Raw genomic sequence first — 23,361 nt, forward strand, 5'->3', positions numbered from 1 at the left:
GTGAGATTGTAGAAAACTTTATAGATATTCCAAAAGTTAATGCTCAATAAAAATGTACCTTATAAGCTATAATATTTCTTATAGGGTACATTTATTAGATTTTCCATGATTCATTTCTGAAATAATAATAGTAGAAAAAGAGCACCTGTTTCCTAAAGACAAACAATCCTTAGATCCTTAGATTAATCTTTAAGGACTCTGAAGGGCCATCCCCCACCCATCATACAAATATACAAATCTTTTTAATTTCCAACTAAGATTTCTTCAATATTAAAAGTATCCGTACGTAACTAAATATTTGAAATCCCCATTTTTTTATTGTTAAATCAGCACTGAGTAGCCCACAAAAAAACCTTGAAATGTATATAGCCATTCAAGGTTAACTTTATTATTAATTTAAATAATTATGAATAAGTACAAGACTTTGCACAACCAATCTGCAAGTCGTGCACTTCTAGATTACTAATTTTCAAATAAACTATTGATAATTAATTAGTATTGTTCTCGTATTTTTTCATTTCCTCAAATTTCTTTTTTTCATTTTCGTTTGAAAGTGCTTTATTTAAATACTTATATTGGAAATAATTGATTCGATCCGTAGGTCCATAATCTGATTTATTCCATTGAGTATATCCATAATGAATATTTAACTTACCATTTGATTGCAAAATCATATCAAATGAATACCATGGCTCTTGACCATATTCTATAAATTTTTCTTGCAACTCAATACATAAATTAAATAATTCAATATACTGGGTATCATAATCATCTTCACTAACGTTGAATTTATCTGGTATCTCATGTGAGTAAATGTATTGATCTAATTCATCTGATGTATTAAAAAAGAAGAACACTCCACCTTCTTTTTTATCCACTTCTCCATTTAAGTAGAAAGCATTCCATTCAGTAGGGATAATTTCGTCAACTTTTTCAGCTATTTTTTGATAGATTTTATTTAAATCTGATTCTAACATTTATATTAACCTCCATTTCCATTTAAAATAACGCGTCTTACAGCTATATTTCCTTCAATTTGGTATTTAAGAATAAACTTATCCGGTCTTAGTGAATCCTCTGTATACATTGGCTTTATATTTACCTTTACATTTTTGGGTGGAACTTCTTTTAATGCATTGGCCCATTCTTTCTCCATGTTATACCATTCTCCACCAGATCGATTAATTTGACTGTTTTGGGCTACAAGGTTATCAATATCTCCAGATCCATGGAATTGACTTCCAATTAAATGTCCTCCATCATCGTCTGGCCTTCTATATTCTCTTCCTACAACCCTTTGCATTCTTAATTTTCTTTTTCCCTCTTTTAAGATTAGACAATCCGCTTTTACTTCAACAATTCTTCCTAGATCATCGGTTGTATATTTATAGCCATCTTCAGTCACATAGCGAACATTAGGAGCAAGTTCTTTTCTTCCTCTTTTACCTTTGGCAAAGTGGTCACCAAAGTTTACTTCATATATGTCTTTAATATTATTAACATCACTGGACGGAATCCTTGTACCTTTTTCACCTAACCAACGATCTCTCTCAGCCTGCTTCGCCGCAAGAAACTGATCCGCCTTATTCTCCAATTTCCCATCAGAAGCAACTCGTTCAATCCCTGCAAATACATTGTCACCTGTTACTGTCTGCATCGTTCGAACTTTAACTGGTCTAAGTGCATCATCGAGGAATCGAGAAGTTTTCCGTATCGTTTCCCTACCAGCTTTTGAAGTAATCATCGCATTTAGCGGATGCTTTAACATATAGTTTAGTTGTTTTGAAGCGCCAGAACTTAATTTTTTTGCTGTGCTGATGGCGCTTGAAACAGTATTTTTAATTGGTTTAATCGCATCATCGACAGTTTTGGATGCTGTCTTTAATACATTTGCTAACGCTGGTACATTGCGAAGAATCGTTTTAGCTGCTAATCCACCGGCAGCGGGAACAACGGAGAATACACCCCGCATAATCCGTTCGTCATCGGATAGTTTGCGACCAGATATCAGGTCTTCCCCTTTTACTGCCCCTGCAACATCGATGGCTGTATAAATTCCTCCTGCGACTAATCCAGCTGGCGGGCAGACGATGGTGAGTCCAATTATGAGACCAGCTGATACAAGGTTGAACCAAAATTCTTTCTTTTCTTGTCCTGCTCGGATTCCTTCATATTCAAAGGCACCTGTATGTAAGGCAGCTGTTCGGTAGTCTTCTTCAGAAACGTCTTGATCCTTGTTTTGCAGTTTCCAATTTTCAAATTCTGTTTTTAGGTTTTGGGAATAAGTTGTGTCGGTATTATATAAGTCGTCAATTGTTATGCTATCTTTCTCATGCTTAAAAAGAAAGCCCTCTTTGACGTCAATCGTGTTGGCAGTGCTGTAGGAACTAATCGTTAGGTCGGCCATCTTTTGTATGTAACCATCGATGGATTTGTAAAAAGGTGTATCTACTTTTTCATCTATTATTTTACCAATATTTTTGGCATAATCATACAATTTGCTATAGTCTTCTCGGATAGGTTTTGCCTCTGGTTGATAGGTTTTTGTCTTGAATGAAATAGCGCCATCTACGTCTTTTGATACGATTTCAGATTTGGAATCCTCAAATAATTGATCTGCCTTTTCATACTTATCGTCATATTTATGTGCCTCGTTCACTTCTTCTAACGCAGTAGCGATTTTTTTCCACTTTTCCTCTTCGTAAAGTAACTTATCCAGTTCAACCACCCTTCCATAAAGCTTGCTTATTTAAAAAAGTGCATATCTTCTATAAATTTTATAGATACTGGATAATACTGGTCAATCATTATTATATTTATAAAATAAAATGCATAATTCGCAAGTGGAACACAGTCTTACTACGGTTTCATAAGATTATAATGTACTATGAATCTAAAGAATAACGATAAATAATAATACCTAAATAGCAAGTCTATAGAACTAGTGTAACATCATATAAGAAGAGAAAAGATAATGTATTATCGATTTTATAAGTATTATTATTCACATATTTTAACTTTCCCTATTTCTTTATTCTTATTTTCTAGGTAATAAAGCTAATTACCGTTTTATATTATTCGAATATATAATCATTCATTTCCAACAGAATATTAAAAGCTCTAATCCTATGAAGTAACGGATTAGAGCCTTTGTTTGGTTATATTTCGTAATTTGGTAGTGATCGGCATTCAAAATTTTAACCTTACGCTGTTTTCCTTTTAGAAGAGATTTTAACAAGAGCTGATGCATTAAACCCTTTAACAATAAGCCATACAGCAAGAATCATTTCATTCGCCGCTACTGGCAACGCCAAAATTGCACCCCAAACAGAAAGTTGTTGAATGACACCGAACATTTCTAACAAGGCTGCAAAAAATATAAGAGTTGCACCCGTCATTCCTATAATGGGGATGAATTTTGGAACGAGATTGAATTTATAAAAGATATAACTATACATAATCGTATTGAAGCCAAGCATAAAATTCGGACCAAGTAAAAACGTCCATTCATGAATCGCTTTTAATACAATTCCAGAAGCTTGAAAAGAGGCAATATCCGGAGCCCCTGCTGCTACATATTCACGACTTAAAGTTAATAGGGACAATACGCTGATGACACCAATTATAATGATCACCGCTTCAAGAAACCTGAAACAAACATGCCAAAGAGCAATCGTTTCATTATACTTTCTTAAATACGGAAACATGATGGTTGCAGTGCCTACCGCTGAAATGACAAGAATTAATTCCATTACTGCTCCCAATATAATCTGATTCGCATGTTCGGCACCTTTCATTAAGTAATCAGAATCATTTAAAATAGGATCGTATAATTTTAGTCCAATGATCGCTGTTACAGCAGCAAGAATAAATAGTATTCCCACAATCCTTGCAGCTCTTTTGTTTGAATTCATTTTTATCTCCTTTATAAATAAATTCAGAAACAGAAATACTACCTTCGATGGTCTTTCTCCTTTGTTTCTGAGACATGTATATTCTTTGTTTGGCAGATATATGAACCAAAGCGTATTAAGATACGACATAGCTGTAATTAAGTGTAAGATCAAACTTTTCATCTACTTTTACACTTATCTAATTTTAAGTCGTATTGCAAAATGGCGTGTTTTCATTTCTTTTTGTATGTTGGCTAAGGATTTATTTCCTAAATATTTGGTGTTTTCTCCTAAAATAATGGTTTTAACACATGCTACAAAGGAAAGAATTATATAGGAGGTGTATTGATTGTGGAAATTTTAAAGGTAGATGGGAAGTTAAATAAAAAACGCTTGGCAATTGGCATAATAGCCCCTATAATTGGCGGTTCTATTACTGGTTGGCTTGCCAATCGAAATGCCCCAGAGAAGTATCAAAGGCTAGAAAAACCTTCATTTTCACCACCGGCTGCCGTCTTCCCCATTGCTTGGACGACCTTATATGCCATGATGGGACTTGCTAAATATCGTGTTACCCAAAAACAAGAATCTAGCGGTCTTAAGAAAAAAGCCATTTCTTCTTATGAAATACAAATTGGGCTAAACTACTTGTGGTCATTCTTGTTCTTTAGATGGGGACTTCGAGGTGCAGCGTTAGTGGAATTGACGATTTTATTAGGTGCTATTGCACTTACTGCTTATGAATTTTACAGGACTGATGCAGTTGCAGGGGCACTAATGATTCCGTACATCGGGTGGGTACTCTTTGCACTTTGCCTGAACTATTCAACTTGGAAATTGAATGAATAATAACAATGGATTAAAAAAGCACCCCCTTGGTACATTATTTGTACGAGGAGGTGCTGCATACTTTCTTTACTCACTTACCGCAACCCCAAATATCCTCCGTTCATATTTACTAGATATATTACACTGCCTAATAAAAAACTAACAGAGTATCTCAGAGTGCTTTGTTTGTACTTTCTTATTGCTGAATGAAATATCAATTTATCAAATGCCATTTTACAATAAATAATTGTATTCATAATAGCTTCTTGTACTTGTGTAATAAATATATATTTCATATCAATTTTCTTTAGAAAAACATACGTTTTTAACGCACGAATTGTCCAGATTACGGCTAAAGCATATTTAAAAAACACTAATATTGGAAATAAGAGTATAGTAGAGATCAAATAAATGCCCATGAATAGTCCATGATTTTTTTCTAATTGTATGTATCCGTTTGATAACCTTGATCCTATAAATCCATCTTTGATAAAAGTAGAAAGAAAATCATAGCAACGTAATGTATAGATTACCATGAGTGCGATGTAGCTCCATGTAAATAAAAACAATAGAGAAACAATACTGAAGAATAACAAAAGAAAATACATGTTTTTAACTAAATCCTTTTCAAAGAAATTCCCCCATTTTGTTTTCTTTAAATATGGGAAAACAAAGGCATTTGATTTTTGCTGAAAAAATTCAAATGATTTTAAAACGGAAAAACAAACAAAAAACAAATAGGTATTCGTTATGACAAATAAATAAATTAGGATAGTAAAAAATAATACTTTCAATGCTATATCCATTAAAGTTAAAGGTCGTTCTTTATCAAAAGAATCCCGTTTGATCATTCGTGTCCATTCTAGTAAATGAAAAATCATATTTTTTAAAAAGTCGTAATGTCTAAAGGTATTAGCGACTAATAAAATTTTAAACAAGAAATGGCCAATTGCTAATAAAGATGGTAAACCTGTTTGAAATAAATGTGCCAAAGACAATCCTCTCCTTGAAGCAAAAAACATTAAGCGGCACAGACACCTTTTAGGAGAACAGTACCTCCTAAGAAGATGTGATTAAAATGTAATTTGTGAATTTTCCTTTTTTCTCAACTTTTTGCACTAATATCTGTACTACCACTGATTGGTGCATGGTAAACTTATCCATCCATTATTAGAAAATTAAACACGCTAAAGTGGTAATATTTAGAAAAATTCAAGGAGAGAAATGTTATGAATATGTAGTTATAGTCCCTGTTGAAGTTAACTCACAATATAAATTAGAGATACCGTTCTCTATAAAAATAGTTGCTCACTCCTTAAACAATTTCATATAAGCATCTTCATTCATATTTGAATTTAGGTGGCTACTAGGCATTCAACCAATCCAGGCTTTCACCCTAAGCATTAACTGGTTATAAGTCTATTTTTATTAAGGAGTGAACCTTGAATTATGGCAAATTTACAACACATGCCACCCTTTGACCAGAATCCTTGGGGTCTTCAACATTGTATATATCATTTCACATATATGTGGCTTAGAAACGGAGACAATTTCTGGTTTTTCCTGACGACTGTCAGTGAATCAAGAGCTCAAGGCTTTAGGTTTTTCGGAGGAAGATGGAATCCTTATTCAATTCCTTTAAGAGATATTGTTTTCTACAATTGTTCTCCAACTCCAACTCTATATTAAAACACTGTGCCTGACCTTCTTAATCATATCGTTTTAGTCTTACTTAAGAAGTGTCTGGCATTTCATATAGAGAACTTTTTTGATTACTAGATGTTCGTTACTCATCATTTCGTATCAAAAACAAGACATTTTACTTTCTACTATCCCGGTAGTTATAGCACTCAAACCGAAAGCGTAAACAGAGAATAAAGGAAAGGCATCCCACTACACATAAGCGAGATGCCTTTCCCTTAACTCTTTTTCCTTATACATGATGACGACCAATCGGTACAATCAGTGGCGTATTCGAAACCGGATCATTAATAACTTGACAATCTAACTGAAAGGTTTCTTTAATTAAATCTGCCGTTAGAATTTCAGTAGGTGTTCCTTCTGCAATGAGTTGACCATTTTTCACCGTGAACAAATAATCTGCATAGCGTGCGGACAAGTTAATATCATGTAACACCATGACAATTGTCGTGCCATACTTTTTATTTAAATCCGTAAGTAAATCTAAAATTTCTACTTGATACGTAATATCCAAATACGTTGTTGGCTCATCTAAAAACAGAATATCGGTTTGTTGCGCTAATGCCATAGCAATCCAAACACGCTGTCTTTGACCACCTGATAATTCATCGATATTACGATCTGCAAATTCGGTAATATTCATCATCTCTAACGCTTCCGCTACTGCTTCATAATCTTTCTTCGACCAGCCCTTCATTACGCTTTGATGTGGAAAACGGCCGCGACCGACGAGATCTGCTACCGTAATGCCTTCTGGTACGATTGGGGACTGAGGAAGCAGCCCTAATACTTTCGCCAATTGTTTTGGTGCCATTTTATGAATGGATTTACCGTCTAATAGTACATCTCCACCCGTTGGCTTAATTAAACGTGCCATTGTTTTTAATAGTGTCGATTTCCCACAACCGTTAGCACCAATAATGATGCTAATTTTATTACTTGGAATCGATAGGTTGACGTCGTTTAAAATCGTTTTATTGTCATATCCTGATTGAATATGTTCCGTTTCAAATGTATGAGTTGTCATTAAATATCTCCCTTTCGATTAATCCGAATTAGCAAGTAAATCAAATATGGTGCACCGATAATTCCTGTAATCACACCTACTGGATAACGGGTATCAAAGGCAAACTGACCAATTAGGTCCCCACCTAATACTAAAATAACCCCAATTAAACCTGCTGGAAGAATATTTGAAAACCCAACCCCAACAAGTCGCTTGGCAATAGGTCCTGCTAAAAAGGCTACGAACGCAATGGGGCCGGTTGTTGCTGTAGCTAACGCGATAATTAATACCGCACTAATCATTAATATGACACGGGTTTTATTGGTATTGACGCCTAAAGAAGTCGCTGCTTGTTCACCTAGTTCTAGTATTTCAAGTTGTTTCGCAAAATATATGAGCACAGGGGTGACGATCACGTCTGTAATGATCAATGGATACGTCATTTCGAGCTCTGCCCCATTTAAACTCCCACTTAACCAACGTAAAGCATTCGGTAAGTCATTCGTTTTTCCAATTAACATTAAATAGGAAATAAATGCATTTAACATCGCTTGAATACCGATCCCAATCAAAATTAAACGACCGATAGAAAAAGAGGTTCCTTTCGATAATCCATAAATGATAGCAACCGTGACAAGCCCTCCAACAACAGCAGCAAGTGAAACAACAGTACTACTCGTATGCAGAACGATAATGCAAAACACTGCAGCCGCACTAGAGCCTGTTGTAATCCCAATGACATTTGGATTAGCTAATGGGTTACGCAGCATCGTTTGGAAAATGTAGCCCCCAGCACCAAAAGCAAAACCTGCAAATAAACCGGCTATAGTGCGTGGCAAACGAATTTCGTTAATGGCAAAAGAAGCACCTGGAATAGTCTCACCAAGTAAAACGTTGATTACATCTGATACAGGATAGATTGTATTCCCGAGCATCATCATCGTACAGCACAGACCAATGGCAATAAGGGCTAAAATTATCGTTACGCCGACATAGCGATTTCGGCGTTTTTTTCTTGCTTTTATAATCATCTTCATTGTTTCATTCATCATATTGTACGCATTTTCGCTTTCATAGTAATTACTATTAAAATTGGCGCGCCGATAAAGGCCGTTAAAATCCCTACTTCTAATTCCCCTGGACTACCAAGGAAACGTCCGCATACATCTGAAATCAATAGAATGATAGCTCCAGACAATGCAGCTAAAGGAATAAGGAAACGGACATCCGGACCTACGACCAATCGAACCAAATGGGTAGCAAGTAAACCAATAAATCCTATTGGACCAGCCAGAGCCGTCGCTGCCCCACAAAGTAAAACACCGGCAAAAGCCGCTAACATACGAATAACTCCTGTGCGCACGCCTAAGCCTGTCGCTACTTCGTCACCAAGAGCTAATGCATTTAGTGCAGGTGCTACTAAAATAGCAATAACAACACCGACAATGAAAAATGGAATAAAAATATGAACGGAATCCCAGTTGGCAGCTCCTACACTCCCCACTTGCCAAAAACGAAATTGATCCATAACATTCGTGCGCGGGATTAAAATGGCCGTTACAAGCGAAGACAAAATAGCTGTCGTTGCTGCTCCCGCCAATACGAGTTTCAGTGGTGTAGCACCACTCGCTCCCATCGAGCCAATTCCGAAGACAAATACTGCCGTCAACATCGCACCAACTATGGCTAACCAAATATATTCACTTGGTGATTGAATGCTTAAAAAAGCAATCCCACAAACGACAAATAAAGATGCACCGGTATTGACACCTAAAATACTCGGATCTGCAATCGGATTTCGTGTGACAGATTGCATCAGTGCCCCAGATACACCGAGCGCTGCCCCACAAATTAAACCGAATAGTGTTCTTGCGATACGTTGTCGCACAACGCTTGCCTCATGACTTTCTACAGAAGGATGAAACAAGCCATCTATAAGCCCATCTAGACCAATTGTACGAGAACCAAATGCAAGAGACATCAAAATACTAACAATGAGCAAAACAAACAAAAGGGCTACTACCTTTGCTAAACGCTTTGGTAGTAACCTTTGCTCACTTCCTTTTTCAGTAAAATTCCTCATTATTATTTAACGTTTTTTGCCACGTCTGAGATTTTAGATAAGTAGTCGTTAATTGTATATTTAATTGATAATGGGCTTGGTGTACCGGCGGCTGCTAAAGGTGTATTGTCTTCAATGACCACAACATTCCCTTTTTTAATAGCTGGAACTTTACCTAAAATAGGATCTTTTTGAAGCGTTTTTAATGTCGTATCATTACCGTATACAACTAATAATTCTGTATCGTTTAATACGTCTGCATTTTCTGCACTTAATTCAAGGTAGAAACTTTTATCATCTTTAATTTGTTTTTTAATCCCTTCAGGATATTCCATCCCTACCTCTTCTAGCATTGCACCACGTGGATCTGATGGTGTGTATATGTAGAATTTAGATAAATCTGTTGTATTGAACATACCGAAAGCGGCCTTTTTACCTTTAATGTCTGGATATTTTGCAGCAGTATCAGCAATTAATTTTTCAGTATCCTTAATTAGCTGTTCCCCTTCTTTTTCCATACCCATACCCATTGAATCGTATTTCACTTGATCGCGCCATGAAGTGACCCATGGTTGATCTTTATATGCAACTACTGGAGCAATTTCACTTAATTTATTGTACTCTTCTTCTGTAATGCCAGAGTATGCAGCTAAAATCACATCTGGTTTAGAATCAGCAATGGCTTCGTAATCTAGACCGTCTGTATCTTGATAAACGTTCGGGCTTTTAGCACCTAGCTCGTCTAATTTTTCTTGTGTCCAAGGTAAGATTCCTGTTTTGTTATCCTTAATGCCGTAATTGGCTGCTGAAAAACCAACAGGTACAACACCTAATGCTAATGCTACATCATGGTTTGCCCATGCAATTGTTGCAACACGCTCAGGCTTTTTCTCAATTGTTGTTGTTCCGAAAGCATGTTTGATTTTAATTGGATATTGACTATCTGTTGATGCTGACTTTGTATCACTTGATGATTTCTCTTTCGAAGAATCACCTGAACAAGCTGCTAACGCAAGAACGAAAACGGACATAATTGCGAATAGCAACACCTTTGTCATCTTTTTCATTTATTTTTTACACTCCTATCATAATTGATAATGAGAATCTTTATCACTTATAAAAGTGTAACTTTCTATTTTTGGGTTGTCAATGGAAAGATTAGAGATGTTCTAGTTTCAAAGCCCTTCGATAATTGAAATGTCGTTGAAGTTTCTTCCGAGATAACAATGAATACCGCTAATTGAAATAAATTTGCTTTAATAATTGTTCCTGGTTGTGTAAACATCTTTGCATTACCGTTATTCTATTTTTGTTTACAATCAAACTTATTTAATCTCAATCTGCAACTGTAATTGCATTCCCGCTTCATATATTGATATACACTAGTGTATCTCCTACCCTCTTCAAACTTTGTGTTTGACAGGCACTCATTCTTAGTTCTAATGTTTAAGCACATAGCACAGTTTATCTTGCAGATGGTGAAGCGCGACTACAATATCTCTTTTTGGGAACAATTATGTAGAAAAGCACCTCCTTTATTGATGCGTTCATCGCTCCAGGGGATGCTGATCATTTATATTTGTAGTTTGAATACTTGTTTACTGTAAGTCTAGAAAAGCTAATATTTTATTACATAAGTAAGAAACTTTTCAACTCTTCAATCAAACAAATTCTTCAATAAATTTCGGACACTTAAAAATCTATAAAGGAGAATGATTAAACGAACATCAAAACTTATATATATATTCGAGAAGTAGATAAGTTTATAAATACTAAGAAAAAAGAAGAAATAAAGGAAATTATCACTACAAAAAAAGATGTTTTTGAAGATGGGTTCTTAAATTTAGATGGGGTTATTGTATTTAATAACGGTGTTCATGGAAAAATTGAAGATTTTGAAACATATGATGATATTAATTCATTATAGTATTTTTATAAAAATGCATTAGAAAATTTCTTAGAAAATGGAGAAGGTGAAATTTATTTTCCTAATACAACTATTGAAATTAAGTTTGAAAAGAAAAATAAAAGTAATTTACTCATATCAGTAGATGAACAGCTATTAGTTTGCGATACTAAAGAATTTATCGAAGCATTCTATGAAGAAGGAAATGAGTTTACGGATTTTCTAGATTATATTTCAGATTACACTTATAAAAGTGATTTTAGAAGGGATTTAAAAAAGCTAAAAAAATGATGAAAAAACAAATACCGAAACGATTAAAAGATAGAACAATCCTTTTTAATAGCTTCATAAATTCACCTCTTATTTCCAATTTAATACAATTGAATTGGTAAATAAAGGGAAATAAGTAAAGAAAGTTATATTTCAACTGTTATTCGACGAACTATCATTCTTTAGTATTTTCATTTTTCTTTAATGAAAAAATATTAAAAATCATAAATAAAACAGAAAAGAAAAGAATAGTTGGTATATTGATAGGAATATCAAAATAAACGTTATACATTGTTAGTAATCCCAAAAATAAAGCCGAACTTTCTATGTTTGAATTTGAGAATATATTCTTCAACATTTTAAAAAACCTTCCTTCTTTTTACATATTACAATTAAAGTATATCATCCTTGCAGTTTAATCACCATTACAAACAAATATAAACATTTCAGCTGCCTGTCACACCTCGAATAATGTCGATGATTTCGACAGATTGCAGGAGATGACTGGTACTAAAACCATTGTCTTCTCCTTAAAATTCCTATTTAGCATCACCCTACTACTATCTGTCAAATAAACACATTTTTAGCCGTTTTCCCAATAATTCTTGTGCCTATTCCGTCTACTGTTCCACCAATCAGACCACCTACTAGTGGTATTGCTTTACCTAAATTAACTACTCCCTTTTCACCAAACTTAGTTACTAATCTAAAACCAACAGCTTTATTTATCGATTTAATAATTTCTCCAGGTATTTTCTTTATAGCTTGTTTTGTAAGTTCCGTCCCCGCTTTAATTCCAGCTTGTTTTAATATATCTGAAGCTGACTGACCTGTTAAACAAACAAAGACAAATGTTTTGACTTGGTCATCTTTTAAATCATAACCTCTTATATGTGCAATAGCTGCAATCATCTTGATTTGTACATAAGTGACTGATGCTATATTAGCTGGTATTGCTACTGGTAAGGTAATCAAACCTCCTAAACCTGTTAAAAAACCACTCGTTGCCGATTTAGTATTTTGCCAGCGAATTAGACTGTTAATAGCATCATCTGTGGAATCATGTTTCACAATAAAATTCTCAGCTAGTTCATAGGCTGTATTTGTACCTGGTATTCCATTTATAGACTTTTCATAAGCCCAATCCAACAATTTATCCAATTTACTTTCGGTCAATTGATTATCTGCCATAATACCCCTCCTGAACAGGATAAATTAATTAATTTCATTTTAATCTAAAAGTAGTAATATGAGGAAAAATATTTTAATATTATATATTTTCTAACCTTTAATAATTAGTGGCAAAGCTTTACATCATATCTTGAAATAATGATTAGTAATATTACTGTGTTTATAGTACCAATTCTTAGACAAAAATAGTCCTGACTTACGAAGAAATCAGGACCTAATTGTAGCGAATTGTGTAGGGGACTGGCACCTTTATTAAACTGCATACATCTATAATCTTTTTGACAAATTCCGGGCGGTGACTGGCACCAAAAACTTAATGACTTGATGAAATTTAATAAAATTATACGAAAAACAAAAACGCCAAAACCCTTAATATTAAAAGTTTTTGGCGTTCTATAAAATCATAATTTTGTAATATGGAGACGGTGGGAGTCGAACCCACGTCCAGAAACTCTGATACTTCAGTTACTACGCGTGTAGTTTGTCTATTTGAGTTTCGCGCATCATTCTGCCGACAAACAGGCGTCCTGTGCGCTAGCTTGGAAATCTCTTGCTGCTAGCTCAAGCGGCACTAGCAACCGTATCCCACTAAAGTTGAGCCCGACTACGCTACATGGGCGATAGAGCAGTTAGGCAGTTCCGAGCTTACGCTGCGAAAGCTAAGTTATTGTTAGTTTTGCCAGTTATTATATAACTTCCGTTGATGACGAAGCCGAGACCTCCGACGCGCAACTCAAGCTCAAGCAATCCCTGTCGAATCCGTAACGTCCCCTTAATATAGGAGTAGCAAAGCAACTATTAATTGCTTCTACATCCATTAAGGAGCTGAATTGAATCAGCGTTTCGGATCAGTATGTTTAACATACTGTTACTGGCTTAACGTTGTACTATGAGTATAAGACAAATTACGTCTTATTTCAAGTGGTAGATATTAGAATTGATTTTTGGCTTTGACTGCTCGGGCCATTTCGCGGTTGGCTTCTTTTTTCTTTAAGTCTGCGCGTTTGTCGTAGTTTTTCTTACCTTTACCTAGTCCTATTAATACTTTTGCGTAACCATCTTTTATGTACATTTTCAGCGGAACAATTGTGTAGCCATCTCGTTTGACGTCAACATTTAATTGCATGATTTGCTTTTTATGTAACAATAATTTACGTACGCGAAGTGGGTCATGGTTGAAGATATTGCCTTGTTCATATGGGCTAATATGCATATTGGAAATCCAAGCTTCCCCTCTTCTGATTAGGATAAAGGAGTCTTTTAATTGGACTTTGCCTTTTCGTACGGATTTAATCTCTGTACCATTTAATACGATTCCTGCTTCTATCGTATCTTCAATATAGTAATCAAATCCAGCTTTTTTGTTTTGTGCTAACACTTTCCCAGTACCTTTTGGCATATGGAATCACCTCTATATAATGACTTGAGAAGAGCGAGAAGCTCTTCTCTTATTTATTTTTTCTTCTGCGTCGTTTTTGTTGTTTTTTCGCAATGCCTTCATAGTAAGCTTTTTTGTTTCCAGAACTTCCGTTTCCTGAGTTTCCAGACTGACCTGAATTTTTGCGATCTTGCTTACGCGTTTTACCATTCACTTTTGCGCCACTTGGTTGATATTTGGTACTTTTTCTACTTTTACCTTTTTCTCTACCTTGTTCCCCGCTTTTCGATTTTGCACGAATGACAACAGGTGCTTGGCGGCGAGTGCGATTGGTAGCTTTTGGCATCCCAACAATTTCAAAGTCAATTGCTGATTCATCGATGTTTACTTCTAACACACTGATTTCAACTTCATCACCAATATGGAAGATTCGGCCTGTTCGTTCTCCGATCATCACCATTTGACGATCATCGAAATTGTAATAGTCGTCTGTCATATTGCTAATATGCACGAGACCTTCGATGGTATTTTCTAACTCGATAAACATACCGAAGTTTGTAATTGAGCTGACAATACCAGTGAATTTTTCACCAATCTTGTCTGACATATATTGTGCTTTTTTCAATGATTCTGTATCACGTTCAGCATCAACAGCTCGGCGTTCGCGGCTTGAGGTATGGTCTGCAATTTCATCCATTTGTGAACCCCAGTAGCTGACTGTTTCTTTGCTCTTATCGTTATTGATGATATACGTACGAATCAAACGATGCACGATTAAGTCAGGGTAACGTCTGATTGGCGACGTAAAGTGTGTATAGAATTCTGTTGAAAGACCAAAGTGTCCAAGACATTCTGGGCTGTATTTTGCTTGTTGCATAGAGCGTAACATCATTGTAGAAATCACAGGATATTCCGGTTCATCTTTGACAGAATCCAAAATTTCTTGCAATGCTCTTGGCTCTACTGTATTCCCTGTACCACGAATGACCAAACCGAAGTTTGTGATAAATTCAAAGAATCGTTGTAGTTTCTCTGGTTTCGGATCTTCGTGAATACGATAGATGAAAGGTAGTGCCATACGATTTACATGTTCAGCAACTGTTTCATTGGCAACGAGCATAAATTCTTCGATGATTCGCTCAGCAACTGAACGGTCACGCAGAAGAATATCTGTTGGCCAACCATCTTCATCTACTACTACGTAAGATTCTTTAAAGTCAAAGTCTACGGCACCGCGTTTCATACGGCGATTGTTTAAAATCATCGCTAAATCACGCATATCCTCAAACATTGGAACTAATGGTGCATAGCGTTCTTTTAGTTCTGCATCGTCTTCTTCCAAAATCTTAAAGACATTCGTATACGTCATACGTTCAGTTGTCTTAATGACACTTTGGAAAATGTCATGATCGATGACTTCACCGTTTTTATTAATCGTCATTTCACAAGAAAGTGTTAATCGATCCACCTGTGGGTTCAATGAACAGATACCATTTGATAGACGATGTGGAATCATTGGAATAACACGGTCTGTTAAGTAGACACTTGTTGCGCGGTCATATGCTTCGCGGTCTAAAGCAGAGCCATCTGTCACATAATAACTTACATCCGCAATATGAACACCTAATTTATAAGTGCCATCGTCGTTTTTCGTTACGGTAACAGCATCATCTAAGTCTTTTGCTGTTTCGCCATCGATTGTGACAATCATTTGGTCACGTAAATCTCGACGGCCTTCACGATCCTTATCAGAAATTTCATCAGGTACTGCACGTGCAGCATCGATGACTTCTTGGGGAAAATCAACCGTAATATCATGTTTGTGAATGATTGATAAAATATCCACACCTGGGTCGTTTTTATGTCCTAAAATTTTCGTGACAATCCCTGTTGCAGAACGATGTACACCTGGCCATTCAAGAATTTCTGCGACAACCTTGTGTCCATCCATTGCACCTAATGTATTATCTTTTGAAATAAAGACATCCATGGATAATTTCTTATCATCTGGTACGACAAAACCAAACCCTCTATTTGCTTGGAATGTTCCGACAACTTTGGTTGTTCCACGCTCTATAATTTTGATGACTGCACCTTCACGGCGATCGCCTGATGTAGTGTTGGATACGCGGATTAGAACGGTATCTCCATTAATGGCACCATTGACATCGGTCGGCGGGATAAATACATCATCCATTCCTTGTTCAGCTGGCGCAACAAAGCCAAAACCTTTTGCGTGACCGATAAATTTTCCTTGTAAATAATTCATACGATCTGGCAAACCATAACGATTTGTACGCGTGCGAACAACATCACCTTGTTGCTCTAATTTTACAAGGGTTTTGACAAGCTCTTTGAATTCGTCTGCATCGCGAAAGCCAAACTGATCCTCCAGCTCTTCTACGGTTAAAGGTTTATAATCCTCTTCCCTCATAAACTCCAATAATCTTGATTCTAAATTTTCCTCTATATTCATCGTTCTTCCCTCCTTCTACTAGCATTTGCAGTTAAGACTATTTTACTCGTTCCAATCTAACGACTCTAAAAATTGTAAAACATCTTCATGCAACTGTTTTCGTTCTTTATCTAATGTAATAACATGGCCCGATTCTTCATACCATTTTATTTGTTTGATGTTCGACTCTGCTGATTCATATATATAATTTGCAGAATCAATCTCAATGACTTTGTCTAATCGACCTTGTACGACAAAAAGTGGTGCATATATTTCATCGACATGCTCTCTTACGTCATAAACAAATTCACGTAATTCTTGTAATGACGGCATACCTTGTTTTTTTATAGTTTCTAAACTGTTAGCTGCTTCTTCATTTGTTCTGAACTGTTGGTTAAATCGTTTTGCATACTGAAGTACACCTTCGAACATCAAGTCTGTTGAACGCATCGTCATTGGTGCACACATCGGTATAATTCCCTTTAATGGATAAGAATAACCTAATTTCAATGAAAAAACGCCACCAAGGGATAACCCTGCAACTGCAATTTCTTTGTATCCAGCATCTTGAAGTTTTTGATAACCATCTAGTACACTTTGCCACCATTGTTTAGGATTCGTATGTATAAGTTCTTCAGGCACTACTCCATGTCCTTTATAATGTGGTGCAAGTGTCGTATAGTTATGCTTTTCTAAAAAACGACCGAGCATCCGGAAATCAGCCGAATTGCTAGTAAATCCATGTAAAAGCAAAACCGCTCTAGGTCCAGCCTCAAAGAAAAATGGTTCTGGTAAAACTGGTTTCATGAGGTTGCCTCCTACGTTTAAAAATTATTCAAATTCACATTAAGCTTACCATATTATAATCCAAAAAGTAGAAAACGCCTAACCATATAGTGGTCAGGCGATTTTAGTGTCATTATATTTTTGCGATTGCGATTGCCAAGACGAAGAATAAAACAGCTAAAACAACCGTAATACGGTGTAATACTAAATCCATTCCTCTAGCTTTTTGTTTACCAAAAAGTTGCTCAGCTCCACCAGAGATGGCTCCTGAAAGTCCAGAACTTTTACTAGATTGTAACAATACTACTATGATTAACGCAATTGACACGATAAGTAGTAGTGCCATGATCGCTGTATGCATACGTCCACCTCCTGATTCGAAACATCACAACAGTCCTATCTTAACAAAAACTGTACGTAATGACAACGAAGTTCTATTTTGAATAGAATATCAAACCAATTAAATACACACTTTTCTATTATTTTATCATTTCTCGTATAGTTTGAGTATAAAAAAGTAAAACTTTAGAATCATATTTAAAACATTTACATTTATTTAACATTAATTTAAAAATCAAATCCTAAAAAAGCAACTTTTGTTCTTATCTTAAACAATACCGTCATAAACTGTATCTGGCAAAAGAAATTTTTAGGAGGTGCTACAAATATTCGATCAGATTTTATGGACATTTATGGACGATTATATTGTGGAAAAACTAATCCCCAAAGATTCTACCTTGGCGCAAGTACAGAAATCTAATAAGCAGGCAGGGATACCCGATATTAATGTAGCAGAAACACACGGAAAATTATTATATCTTTTAGCTAAACTAAAAAACGCCAAAAACATTTTAGAGATTGGAACCCTTGGTGGCTATAGTAGTATATGTATGGCTCGGGCTCTTTCTAAAAGTGGAAAATTATATACGTTAGAATTCAATCCGGATTATGCGAAAGTCGCAGAACAAAATATCCGCAATGCAGGTTTCGAAGATAGAGTGGAAGTAATTGTCGGAAAGGCTTTAGACACATTACCAACCCTTGAAGAAAAAAATTTGTCATTTGACTTTATCTTTATAGATGCCGATAAAGAAAACTACGCAAATTATCTAAATTGGTCTTTAAAATTAGCGAACTCTGGTGCGCTCGTTATTGCTGATAATGTTGTAAGAAATGGTGAGGTCTTTGATGTAACAAGTGAAGACGTGCGTGTAAAAGGCGTACAACAATTTATGGACGCATTAGTCAATAATCCAGCTATTGATTCTACAGCCATTCAAACAGTTGGTGTTAAGGGGTATGATGGCTTTATGATAGGGATTGTAAAATAAACAGCTGAAAATTTATTTAAATACTCTATAAAAAACCGTTATCCTATTTACTGGATAACGGTTTTCTTCTTAATTTATCTTGGATTAAAAAGTCCTCAGTTCCATAAAGCAAATGAATATTGTTCATCGAATATTTTCCTCCCAAATTGTTTCACATGCTTCACTACATAAGGAAATCATTTCACCTCTATAAGTGAATAAAATACCATTATGGATTTCATGTTCATTTAGGCACACGGGACAAACTACCTTATTCGTTAATTTTGTTCTAAACAGTTGATAAGCTGTGACTTTCATTGAAACTACAGCTTCTACTACTTCTACTTGTGGCAATTGATTAATAAATTTAGCATTTTCATTACTGATAAGCATCCCTTTTTCAAAGAAAAATAATAGATTTAACTTCTTTTTTGAGTTTTTAAGTTCTATTTGAAACGGAAAAGCTTTGTCCAAATAGCACTCCTTACATAATGGAATATCTCCAAATTCATGATGCTCGAAAAAATGATTACAGACTTGGCATTCTCTAAATTCTGAAGCAAAGTCGGCCCAAAAGCTTGAATCCTGTGGAGAGAAACCTTTACTGATCATGGCAAAAAAAGCCTCTTCGCGAGTCATTTAAAAGCCTCCTTAAAAAGTTTTTTGGTTAATGCAGCATAGCCCATCATCGGAAAAAACTATTAGAGTACAAAGGCCATACTAATAACTACCACTTTTCTTACCATTTTAAAAGCAAAGTAAAAAAAATAAGATGTCTAAAAGCAATGATAGCCAACCAAAATTGTTTACTAGTGAAATTAATATATTCATGTTTTTATAGACATCAGCTACCTAGTTTCTAAACAAAAACACGCTATCCTCCCATATTCTAAAGGGAAGATAGCGTGTTTTAAAATGGACATTCAATATTCAAATCAACTTTAGTCGAATGAAAAATTAGTTATCTCATTATCGTTTAATGTTGTAGAAAGATTGAATGCCATTAAATTGAGCTGTATCAGACAATTGGTCTTCGATGCGAAGTAATTGGTTGTATTTTGCAACACGGTCTGTACGTGATGGTGCACCAGTTTTGATTTGACCAGCATTTGTAGCAACTGCGATATCTGCAATTGTTGTATCTTCAGATTCACCAGAACGGTGAGAAATGATAGCTGTGTAGCCAGCGCGTTTAGCCATTTCGATTGCATCTAAAGTTTCTGTTAATGTACCGATTTGGTTAACTTTAACTAAGATTGCGTTACCAACGCCTTCTTCAATACCACGAGATAATTTTTTCGTATTTGTAACGAATAAGTCATCTCCTACTAATTGTACGCGGTGACCGATACGATCAGTTAGCATTTTATGACCTTCCCAGTCATTTTCGTCAAGGCCATCTTCGATTGAGATGATTGGGTATTTAGAAGTTAACTCTTCGTACCAAGCAACCATTTCTTCAGAAGTTTTTGCAACGCCTTCACCATCTAAGTGGTATTTGCCATCTTCATCAGAATACAATTCAGAAGATGCAACATCCATAGCTAGCATTACTTCTTCACCCGGTTTGTAACCTGCACGTTCAATTGCAGTAACGATTGTAGAAAGTGCTTCTTCGTTTGAAGTTAAGTTTGGAGCAAAACCACCTTCATCACCTACTGCAGTATTGTGACCAGATTCTTTTAGTACTGATTTCAATGAGTGGAAAATTTCAGCACCCATACGTAAAGCATGACGGAATGATTCTGCGCCTACAGGCATAACCATGAATTCTTGAATATCCACGTTGTTATCAGCGTGTTCTCCACCGTTTAGAATGTTCATCATTGGAACTGGTAATTGTTTAGAATTCACTCCACCGATATATTGATAAAGCGGTAAGTCAAGGTAATCAGCACCAGCACGAGCTACTGCTAAAGAAACGCCTAGAATAGCGTTTGCTCCTAGATTTCCTTTGTTTTCTGTACCGTCTAATTCGATCATCATTTTATCAATTGACACTTGATCTAGAACTGAATAGTTTCCGATTAGTTCTGGAGCAATGACGTTGTTTACATTATCAACTGCTTTTAATACACCTTTTCCAAGGTAGCGAGTTTTATCTCCATCGCGCAATTCTACTGCTTCATATTCCCCAGTAGATGCACCAGATGGAACGATTGCACGACCAAAAGCTCCTGATTCTGTGAATACTTCTACTTCTACTGTTGGGTTACCGCGTGAGTCTAATACTTCACGGGCTTGTACGTCTGTAATAATTGGCATTGTTTAACTCTCCTCAGTTTTAAAATAATGGTTTTCCTGTCATTTCAAGTGGTTGTTCCACTCCTAATAATTTTAACATGGTAGGAGCCAAATCGGCTAAAATTCCGCCATTTCTTACCACAATATTTTCTTTTGTGACAATAACAGGCACAGGGTTTGTCGTATGAGCTGTCATTGGTTGGCCTTCCAAAGTTACCACTTCGTCTGAATTCCCATGGTCAGCAGTAATAATCGCTGCGCCGCCTTTTGCAAGAAGTGCATCTACTACTCTACCTAAACATTCATCCACAGCTTCAATTGCTTTAACAGTAGGTTCTAGCATACCACTATGACCAACCATATCAGGATTTGCAAAGTTTAAGATGATGCCATCAAATCGATCTGCTTCAATTGCTTCAACTAACGCATCTGTTACATCATAGGCACTCATTTCAGGTTGTAGATCATATGTTGCAACCTTAGGAGAATTAATCAAGATACGTTCTTCTCCTTCGAATTTATCTTCACGGCCACCGCTCATAAAGAATGTAACATGTGGATACTTTTCTGTTTCTGCAATACGTAATTGACGAAGATTGTTGTTTGCTAATACTTCACCAATGGTATTTTTTAAATCATCATCATTAAAAGCAATGTCAGCAATTACTTGATCACTGTACTTTTTAAATGAAACATAATCCAAATTTTGTGGATGCTTTTCACTTAAAGCAAAACCATCAAATGTTGGATTTGTAAATGCAGTTGATAATTCAATTGCACGGTCTGGTCGGAAATTAAAGAAAATAACCGCATCATTTGATTCGATTGTTGCAACAGGTTTGCCTTCGTTTTTAATGACAAATGGTACAACGAATTCGTCTGTCACTTCATTTTCATAGGATGCTTCAACACCAGCTAAAGCAGATGGCGCTTCAATGCCTTGTCCATCAACTAACACTTTATACACTTTTTCTACTCGATCCCAGCGTTTATCGCGGTCCATTGCATAATAACGACCACTAATAGATGCGAACTGGCCAACACCCATTTCAGCCATTTGACGTTCTGTTTCAACAATATAACTAATGGCTGTTTTTGGACCTACATCACGGCCATCTAGGAATCCATGAACATATACTTCTTCTAGACCTTGATCTTTTGCTAATTTCAGTAATGCAAATAGATGTTCATAATGACTATGTACGCCACCATCTGATAATAGCCCCATTAAATGAAGTTTTGAGTTATTTTGTTTTGCAAACTGCATTGCTTTTACTAGTGCTTCGTTTGTGAAGAAATCGCCATCTTTAATCGCTTTTTGAATTCTAGTTAAGCTTTGATAGACAATTCGTCCAGCACCAATATTTAAGTGTCCTACTTCTGAGTTCCCCATTTGTCCCGCTGGAAGACCTACTGCTTCCCCTGACGCTGTTAACGTATTATGAGGAAAAGTATTCCAATATCGGTCCAAATTTGGTTTCTTCGCTTGCGCTACTGCATTACCAAACACTTCGTCGCGTAAGCCTAAACCATCTAAAATAATTAATGCTACTGGTTTATTAGGCATTTGCCCCGGCCTCCAATAATGATAAGTATGAATTTGGTTGTAAACTTGCTCCACCAACTAGAGCACCATCGATATGCTCCATTGATAACAATTCTACTACGTTTTCTGGTTTCACACTACCACCGTATTGAATTCGAATAGATTCTGCGGCAGTATTTCCTGCTACTTCTTCTACTGTTTTGCGAATGGCTTCACATACAACGTTTGCATCTTCTGCAGTTGCTGTTTTGCCAGTTCCGATTGCCCAGATTGGTTCATATGCAATGACGCTTTTAGCAACTTGTTCAGCTGTTAATCCATCAAGAGCTTTACTTACTTGAGAAGATACTTTTGCAACAGTTTGATTTGCTTCACGTTCTTCTAAGGTTTCACCGACGCAAATGATGGGTGTTAAATGATGAGCAAATGCTGCATGTGCCTTTTTATTGACGCCTTCATCTGTTTCGTTGTCGTATTGACGGCGTTCTGAATGTCCAAGTATGACATATTGAACTTGAATATCTTCTAATTGAACAGGGCTTACTTCACCAGTAAATGCCCCTTCGTTTTCATAGTGCATGGTTTGTGCACCAATTGCTAAATTTGATCCTTCTGCCTCTTTAACAAGAGATGGCAAAAATAGTGATGGAGCACAAATGACTGAATCTACTTTCTCTTTTTCAGGAAGAGATGATTTTACTGCATTGACAAATTCAATTGCTTCAGATAATGTTTTATACATTTTCCAGTTTCCTGCAATAATTGGCTTGCGCATGGTATACAAC

19 protein-coding genes and 1 other RNA gene are annotated in these 23,361 nt (G+C 35.9%); 2 read left to right on the plus strand and 18 right to left on the minus strand.

The window, feature by feature from the left end:
- Window positions 1-488: 488 nt before the first annotated feature.
- The 3 genes from ACWV26_RS15685 to ACWV26_RS15695 form a co-directional block, all read right to left on the minus strand.
- On the minus strand, window positions 489-977 hold the full coding sequence (locus ACWV26_RS15685; protein ID WP_455895643.1) for an immunity protein YezG family protein: 489 nt from the start codon (window positions 975-977) through the stop codon (window positions 489-491).
- Window positions 978-982: 5 nt separating this feature from the next.
- Window positions 983-2,728, minus strand: coding sequence for a DNA/RNA non-specific endonuclease (locus ACWV26_RS15690; protein WP_455895644.1), 1,746 nt, complete (start codon window positions 2,726-2,728; stop codon window positions 983-985).
- A 475-nt stretch (window positions 2,729-3,203) separates the two neighbouring features.
- Window positions 3,204-3,914, minus strand: coding sequence for a DUF4386 domain-containing protein (locus ACWV26_RS15695; protein ID WP_455895645.1), 711 nt, complete (start codon window positions 3,912-3,914; stop codon window positions 3,204-3,206).
- 330 nt (window positions 3,915-4,244) lie between these two features.
- On the opposite strand from ACWV26_RS15695, the gene ACWV26_RS15700 reads away from it, so the two are divergent.
- Window positions 4,245-4,742 (plus strand): TspO/MBR family protein, encoded by a 498-nt coding sequence (locus ACWV26_RS15700; RefSeq protein WP_455895646.1) that lies wholly within the window; start codon window positions 4,245-4,247, stop codon window positions 4,740-4,742.
- Window positions 4,743-4,816: 74 nt separating this feature from the next.
- On the opposite strand, the gene ACWV26_RS15705 is transcribed toward ACWV26_RS15700, so the two are convergent.
- From ACWV26_RS15705 to secG, 11 genes are all read right to left on the minus strand, one after another.
- Complete coding sequence (locus tag ACWV26_RS15705) at window positions 4,817-5,713, minus strand: hypothetical protein (RefSeq protein WP_455895647.1); 897 nt, start codon at window positions 5,711-5,713, stop codon at window positions 4,817-4,819.
- A 941-nt stretch (window positions 5,714-6,654) separates the two neighbouring features.
- Window positions 6,655-7,449: an ABC transporter ATP-binding protein gene (locus ACWV26_RS15710; protein WP_455895648.1), complete on the minus strand. Its 795-nt coding sequence runs from the start codon at window positions 7,447-7,449 to the stop codon at window positions 6,655-6,657.
- The gene (locus ACWV26_RS15715) at window positions 7,449-8,480 is read right to left on the minus strand and encodes a FecCD family ABC transporter permease (RefSeq protein ID WP_455895649.1); all 1,032 of its coding nucleotides are present in this window, start codon (window positions 8,478-8,480) and stop codon (window positions 7,449-7,451) included. Before ACWV26_RS15715 ends, ACWV26_RS15710 begins: the two co-directional genes overlap by 1 nt.
- On the minus strand, window positions 8,477-9,511 hold the full coding sequence (locus ACWV26_RS15720; RefSeq protein WP_455895650.1) for a FecCD family ABC transporter permease: 1,035 nt from the start codon (window positions 9,509-9,511) through the stop codon (window positions 8,477-8,479). The genes ACWV26_RS15715 and ACWV26_RS15720 overlap by 4 nt, the downstream gene beginning before the upstream one ends.
- A 2-nt stretch (window positions 9,512-9,513) precedes the next feature.
- Entirely contained in the window at window positions 9,514-10,557 is a 1,044-nt protein-coding gene (locus ACWV26_RS15725) for an iron-siderophore ABC transporter substrate-binding protein (RefSeq protein WP_455895651.1), read from the minus strand.
- Between the two features lie 1,676 nt (window positions 10,558-12,233).
- Window positions 12,234-12,857, minus strand: a complete 624-nt coding sequence (locus tag ACWV26_RS15730) for an EcsC family protein (RefSeq protein ID WP_455895652.1) — start codon at window positions 12,855-12,857, stop codon at window positions 12,234-12,236.
- Between the two features lie 414 nt (window positions 12,858-13,271).
- Window positions 13,272-13,629: a transfer-messenger RNA gene (gene ssrA, locus ACWV26_RS15735) on the minus strand.
- A gap of 159 nt (window positions 13,630-13,788) precedes the next feature.
- The gene (gene smpB / locus ACWV26_RS15740) at window positions 13,789-14,256 is read right to left on the minus strand and encodes an SsrA-binding protein SmpB (protein WP_455895653.1); all 468 of its coding nucleotides are present in this window, start codon (window positions 14,254-14,256) and stop codon (window positions 13,789-13,791) included.
- A 49-nt stretch (window positions 14,257-14,305) separates the two neighbouring features.
- On the minus strand, window positions 14,306-16,711 hold the full coding sequence (gene rnr, locus ACWV26_RS15745) for a ribonuclease R (RefSeq protein WP_455895654.1): 2,406 nt from the start codon (window positions 16,709-16,711) through the stop codon (window positions 14,306-14,308).
- A gap of 42 nt (window positions 16,712-16,753) precedes the next feature.
- Window positions 16,754-17,497 (minus strand): alpha/beta hydrolase, encoded by a 744-nt coding sequence (locus ACWV26_RS15750; RefSeq protein WP_455895655.1) that lies wholly within the window; start codon window positions 17,495-17,497, stop codon window positions 16,754-16,756.
- Between the two features lie 112 nt (window positions 17,498-17,609).
- A complete protein-coding gene (secG, locus tag ACWV26_RS15755) occupies window positions 17,610-17,837 on the minus strand; it encodes a preprotein translocase subunit SecG (RefSeq protein ID WP_455895656.1) in 228 nt (75 codons plus the stop codon).
- Between the two features lie 331 nt (window positions 17,838-18,168).
- Between secG and ACWV26_RS15760 the strand changes: the two genes are divergently transcribed.
- On the plus strand, window positions 18,169-18,807 hold the full coding sequence (locus tag ACWV26_RS15760) for an O-methyltransferase (RefSeq protein WP_455895657.1): 639 nt from the start codon (window positions 18,169-18,171) through the stop codon (window positions 18,805-18,807).
- Between the two features lie 123 nt (window positions 18,808-18,930).
- Here the strand turns inward: ACWV26_RS15760 and ACWV26_RS15765 are convergent, their stop codons facing one another.
- From ACWV26_RS15765 to tpiA, 4 genes are all read right to left on the minus strand, one after another.
- Window positions 18,931-19,425: a hypothetical protein gene (locus tag ACWV26_RS15765; RefSeq protein ID WP_455895658.1), complete on the minus strand. Its 495-nt coding sequence runs from the start codon at window positions 19,423-19,425 to the stop codon at window positions 18,931-18,933.
- 330 nt (window positions 19,426-19,755) lie between these two features.
- Complete coding sequence (eno, locus tag ACWV26_RS15770) at window positions 19,756-21,051, minus strand: phosphopyruvate hydratase (RefSeq protein WP_455895659.1); 1,296 nt, start codon at window positions 21,049-21,051, stop codon at window positions 19,756-19,758.
- Window positions 21,052-21,070: 19 nt separating this feature from the next.
- Entirely contained in the window at window positions 21,071-22,597 is a 1,527-nt protein-coding gene (gene gpmI, locus ACWV26_RS15775; protein WP_455895660.1) for a 2,3-bisphosphoglycerate-independent phosphoglycerate mutase, read from the minus strand.
- Window positions 22,590-23,351, minus strand: a complete 762-nt coding sequence (gene tpiA, locus ACWV26_RS15780; protein ID WP_455895661.1) for a triose-phosphate isomerase — start codon at window positions 23,349-23,351, stop codon at window positions 22,590-22,592. The genes gpmI and tpiA overlap by 8 nt, the downstream gene beginning before the upstream one ends.
- Between the last annotated feature and the right edge of the window lie 10 nt (window positions 23,352-23,361).

It is taken from the genome of Rummeliibacillus sp. JY-2-4R (assembly GCF_053847205.1).

What these genes read in the sequence shown, in the direction of transcription:
- ACWV26_RS15685 (WP_455895643.1), bottom strand. Translation starts at nt 977, where the DNA reads ATGTTAGAATCAGATTTAAATAAAATCTATCAAAAAATAGCTGAAAAA.
- ACWV26_RS15695 (WP_455895645.1), bottom strand. Translation starts at nt 3,914, where the DNA reads ATGAATTCAAACAAAAGAGCTGCAAGGATTGTGGGAATACTATTTATT.
- ACWV26_RS15710 (WP_455895648.1), bottom strand. Translation starts at nt 7,449, where the DNA reads ATGACAACTCATACATTTGAAACGGAACATATTCAATCAGGATATGAC.
- ACWV26_RS15715 (WP_455895649.1), bottom strand. Translation starts at nt 8,480, where the DNA reads ATGATGAATGAAACAATGAAGATGATTATAAAAGCAAGAAAAAAACGC.
- ACWV26_RS15720 (WP_455895650.1), bottom strand. Translation starts at nt 9,511, where the DNA reads ATGAGGAATTTTACTGAAAAAGGAAGTGAGCAAAGGTTACTACCAAAG.
- ACWV26_RS15725 (WP_455895651.1), bottom strand. Translation starts at nt 10,557, where the DNA reads ATGAAAAAGATGACAAAGGTGTTGCTATTCGCAATTATGTCCGTTTTC.
- ACWV26_RS15730 (WP_455895652.1), bottom strand. Translation starts at nt 12,857, where the DNA reads ATGGCAGATAATCAATTGACCGAAAGTAAATTGGATAAATTGTTGGAT.
- smpB (WP_455895653.1), bottom strand. Translation starts at nt 14,256, where the DNA reads ATGCCAAAAGGTACTGGGAAAGTGTTAGCACAAAACAAAAAAGCTGGA.
- rnr (WP_455895654.1), bottom strand. Translation starts at nt 16,711, where the DNA reads ATGAATATAGAGGAAAATTTAGAATCAAGATTATTGGAGTTTATGAGG.
- ACWV26_RS15750 (WP_455895655.1), bottom strand. Translation starts at nt 17,497, where the DNA reads ATGAAACCAGTTTTACCAGAACCATTTTTCTTTGAGGCTGGACCTAGA.
- secG (WP_455895656.1), bottom strand. Translation starts at nt 17,837, where the DNA reads ATGCATACAGCGATCATGGCACTACTACTTATCGTGTCAATTGCGTTA.
- ACWV26_RS15760 (WP_455895657.1), top strand. Translation starts at nt 18,169, where the DNA reads ATGGACGATTATATTGTGGAAAAACTAATCCCCAAAGATTCTACCTTG.
- ACWV26_RS15765 (WP_455895658.1), bottom strand. Translation starts at nt 19,425, where the DNA reads ATGACTCGCGAAGAGGCTTTTTTTGCCATGATCAGTAAAGGTTTCTCT.
- eno (WP_455895659.1), bottom strand. Translation starts at nt 21,051, where the DNA reads ATGCCAATTATTACAGACGTACAAGCCCGTGAAGTATTAGACTCACGC.
- gpmI (WP_455895660.1), bottom strand. Translation starts at nt 22,597, where the DNA reads ATGCCTAATAAACCAGTAGCATTAATTATTTTAGATGGTTTAGGCTTA.
- tpiA (WP_455895661.1), bottom strand. Translation starts at nt 23,351, where the DNA reads ATGCGCAAGCCAATTATTGCAGGAAACTGGAAAATGTATAAAACATTA.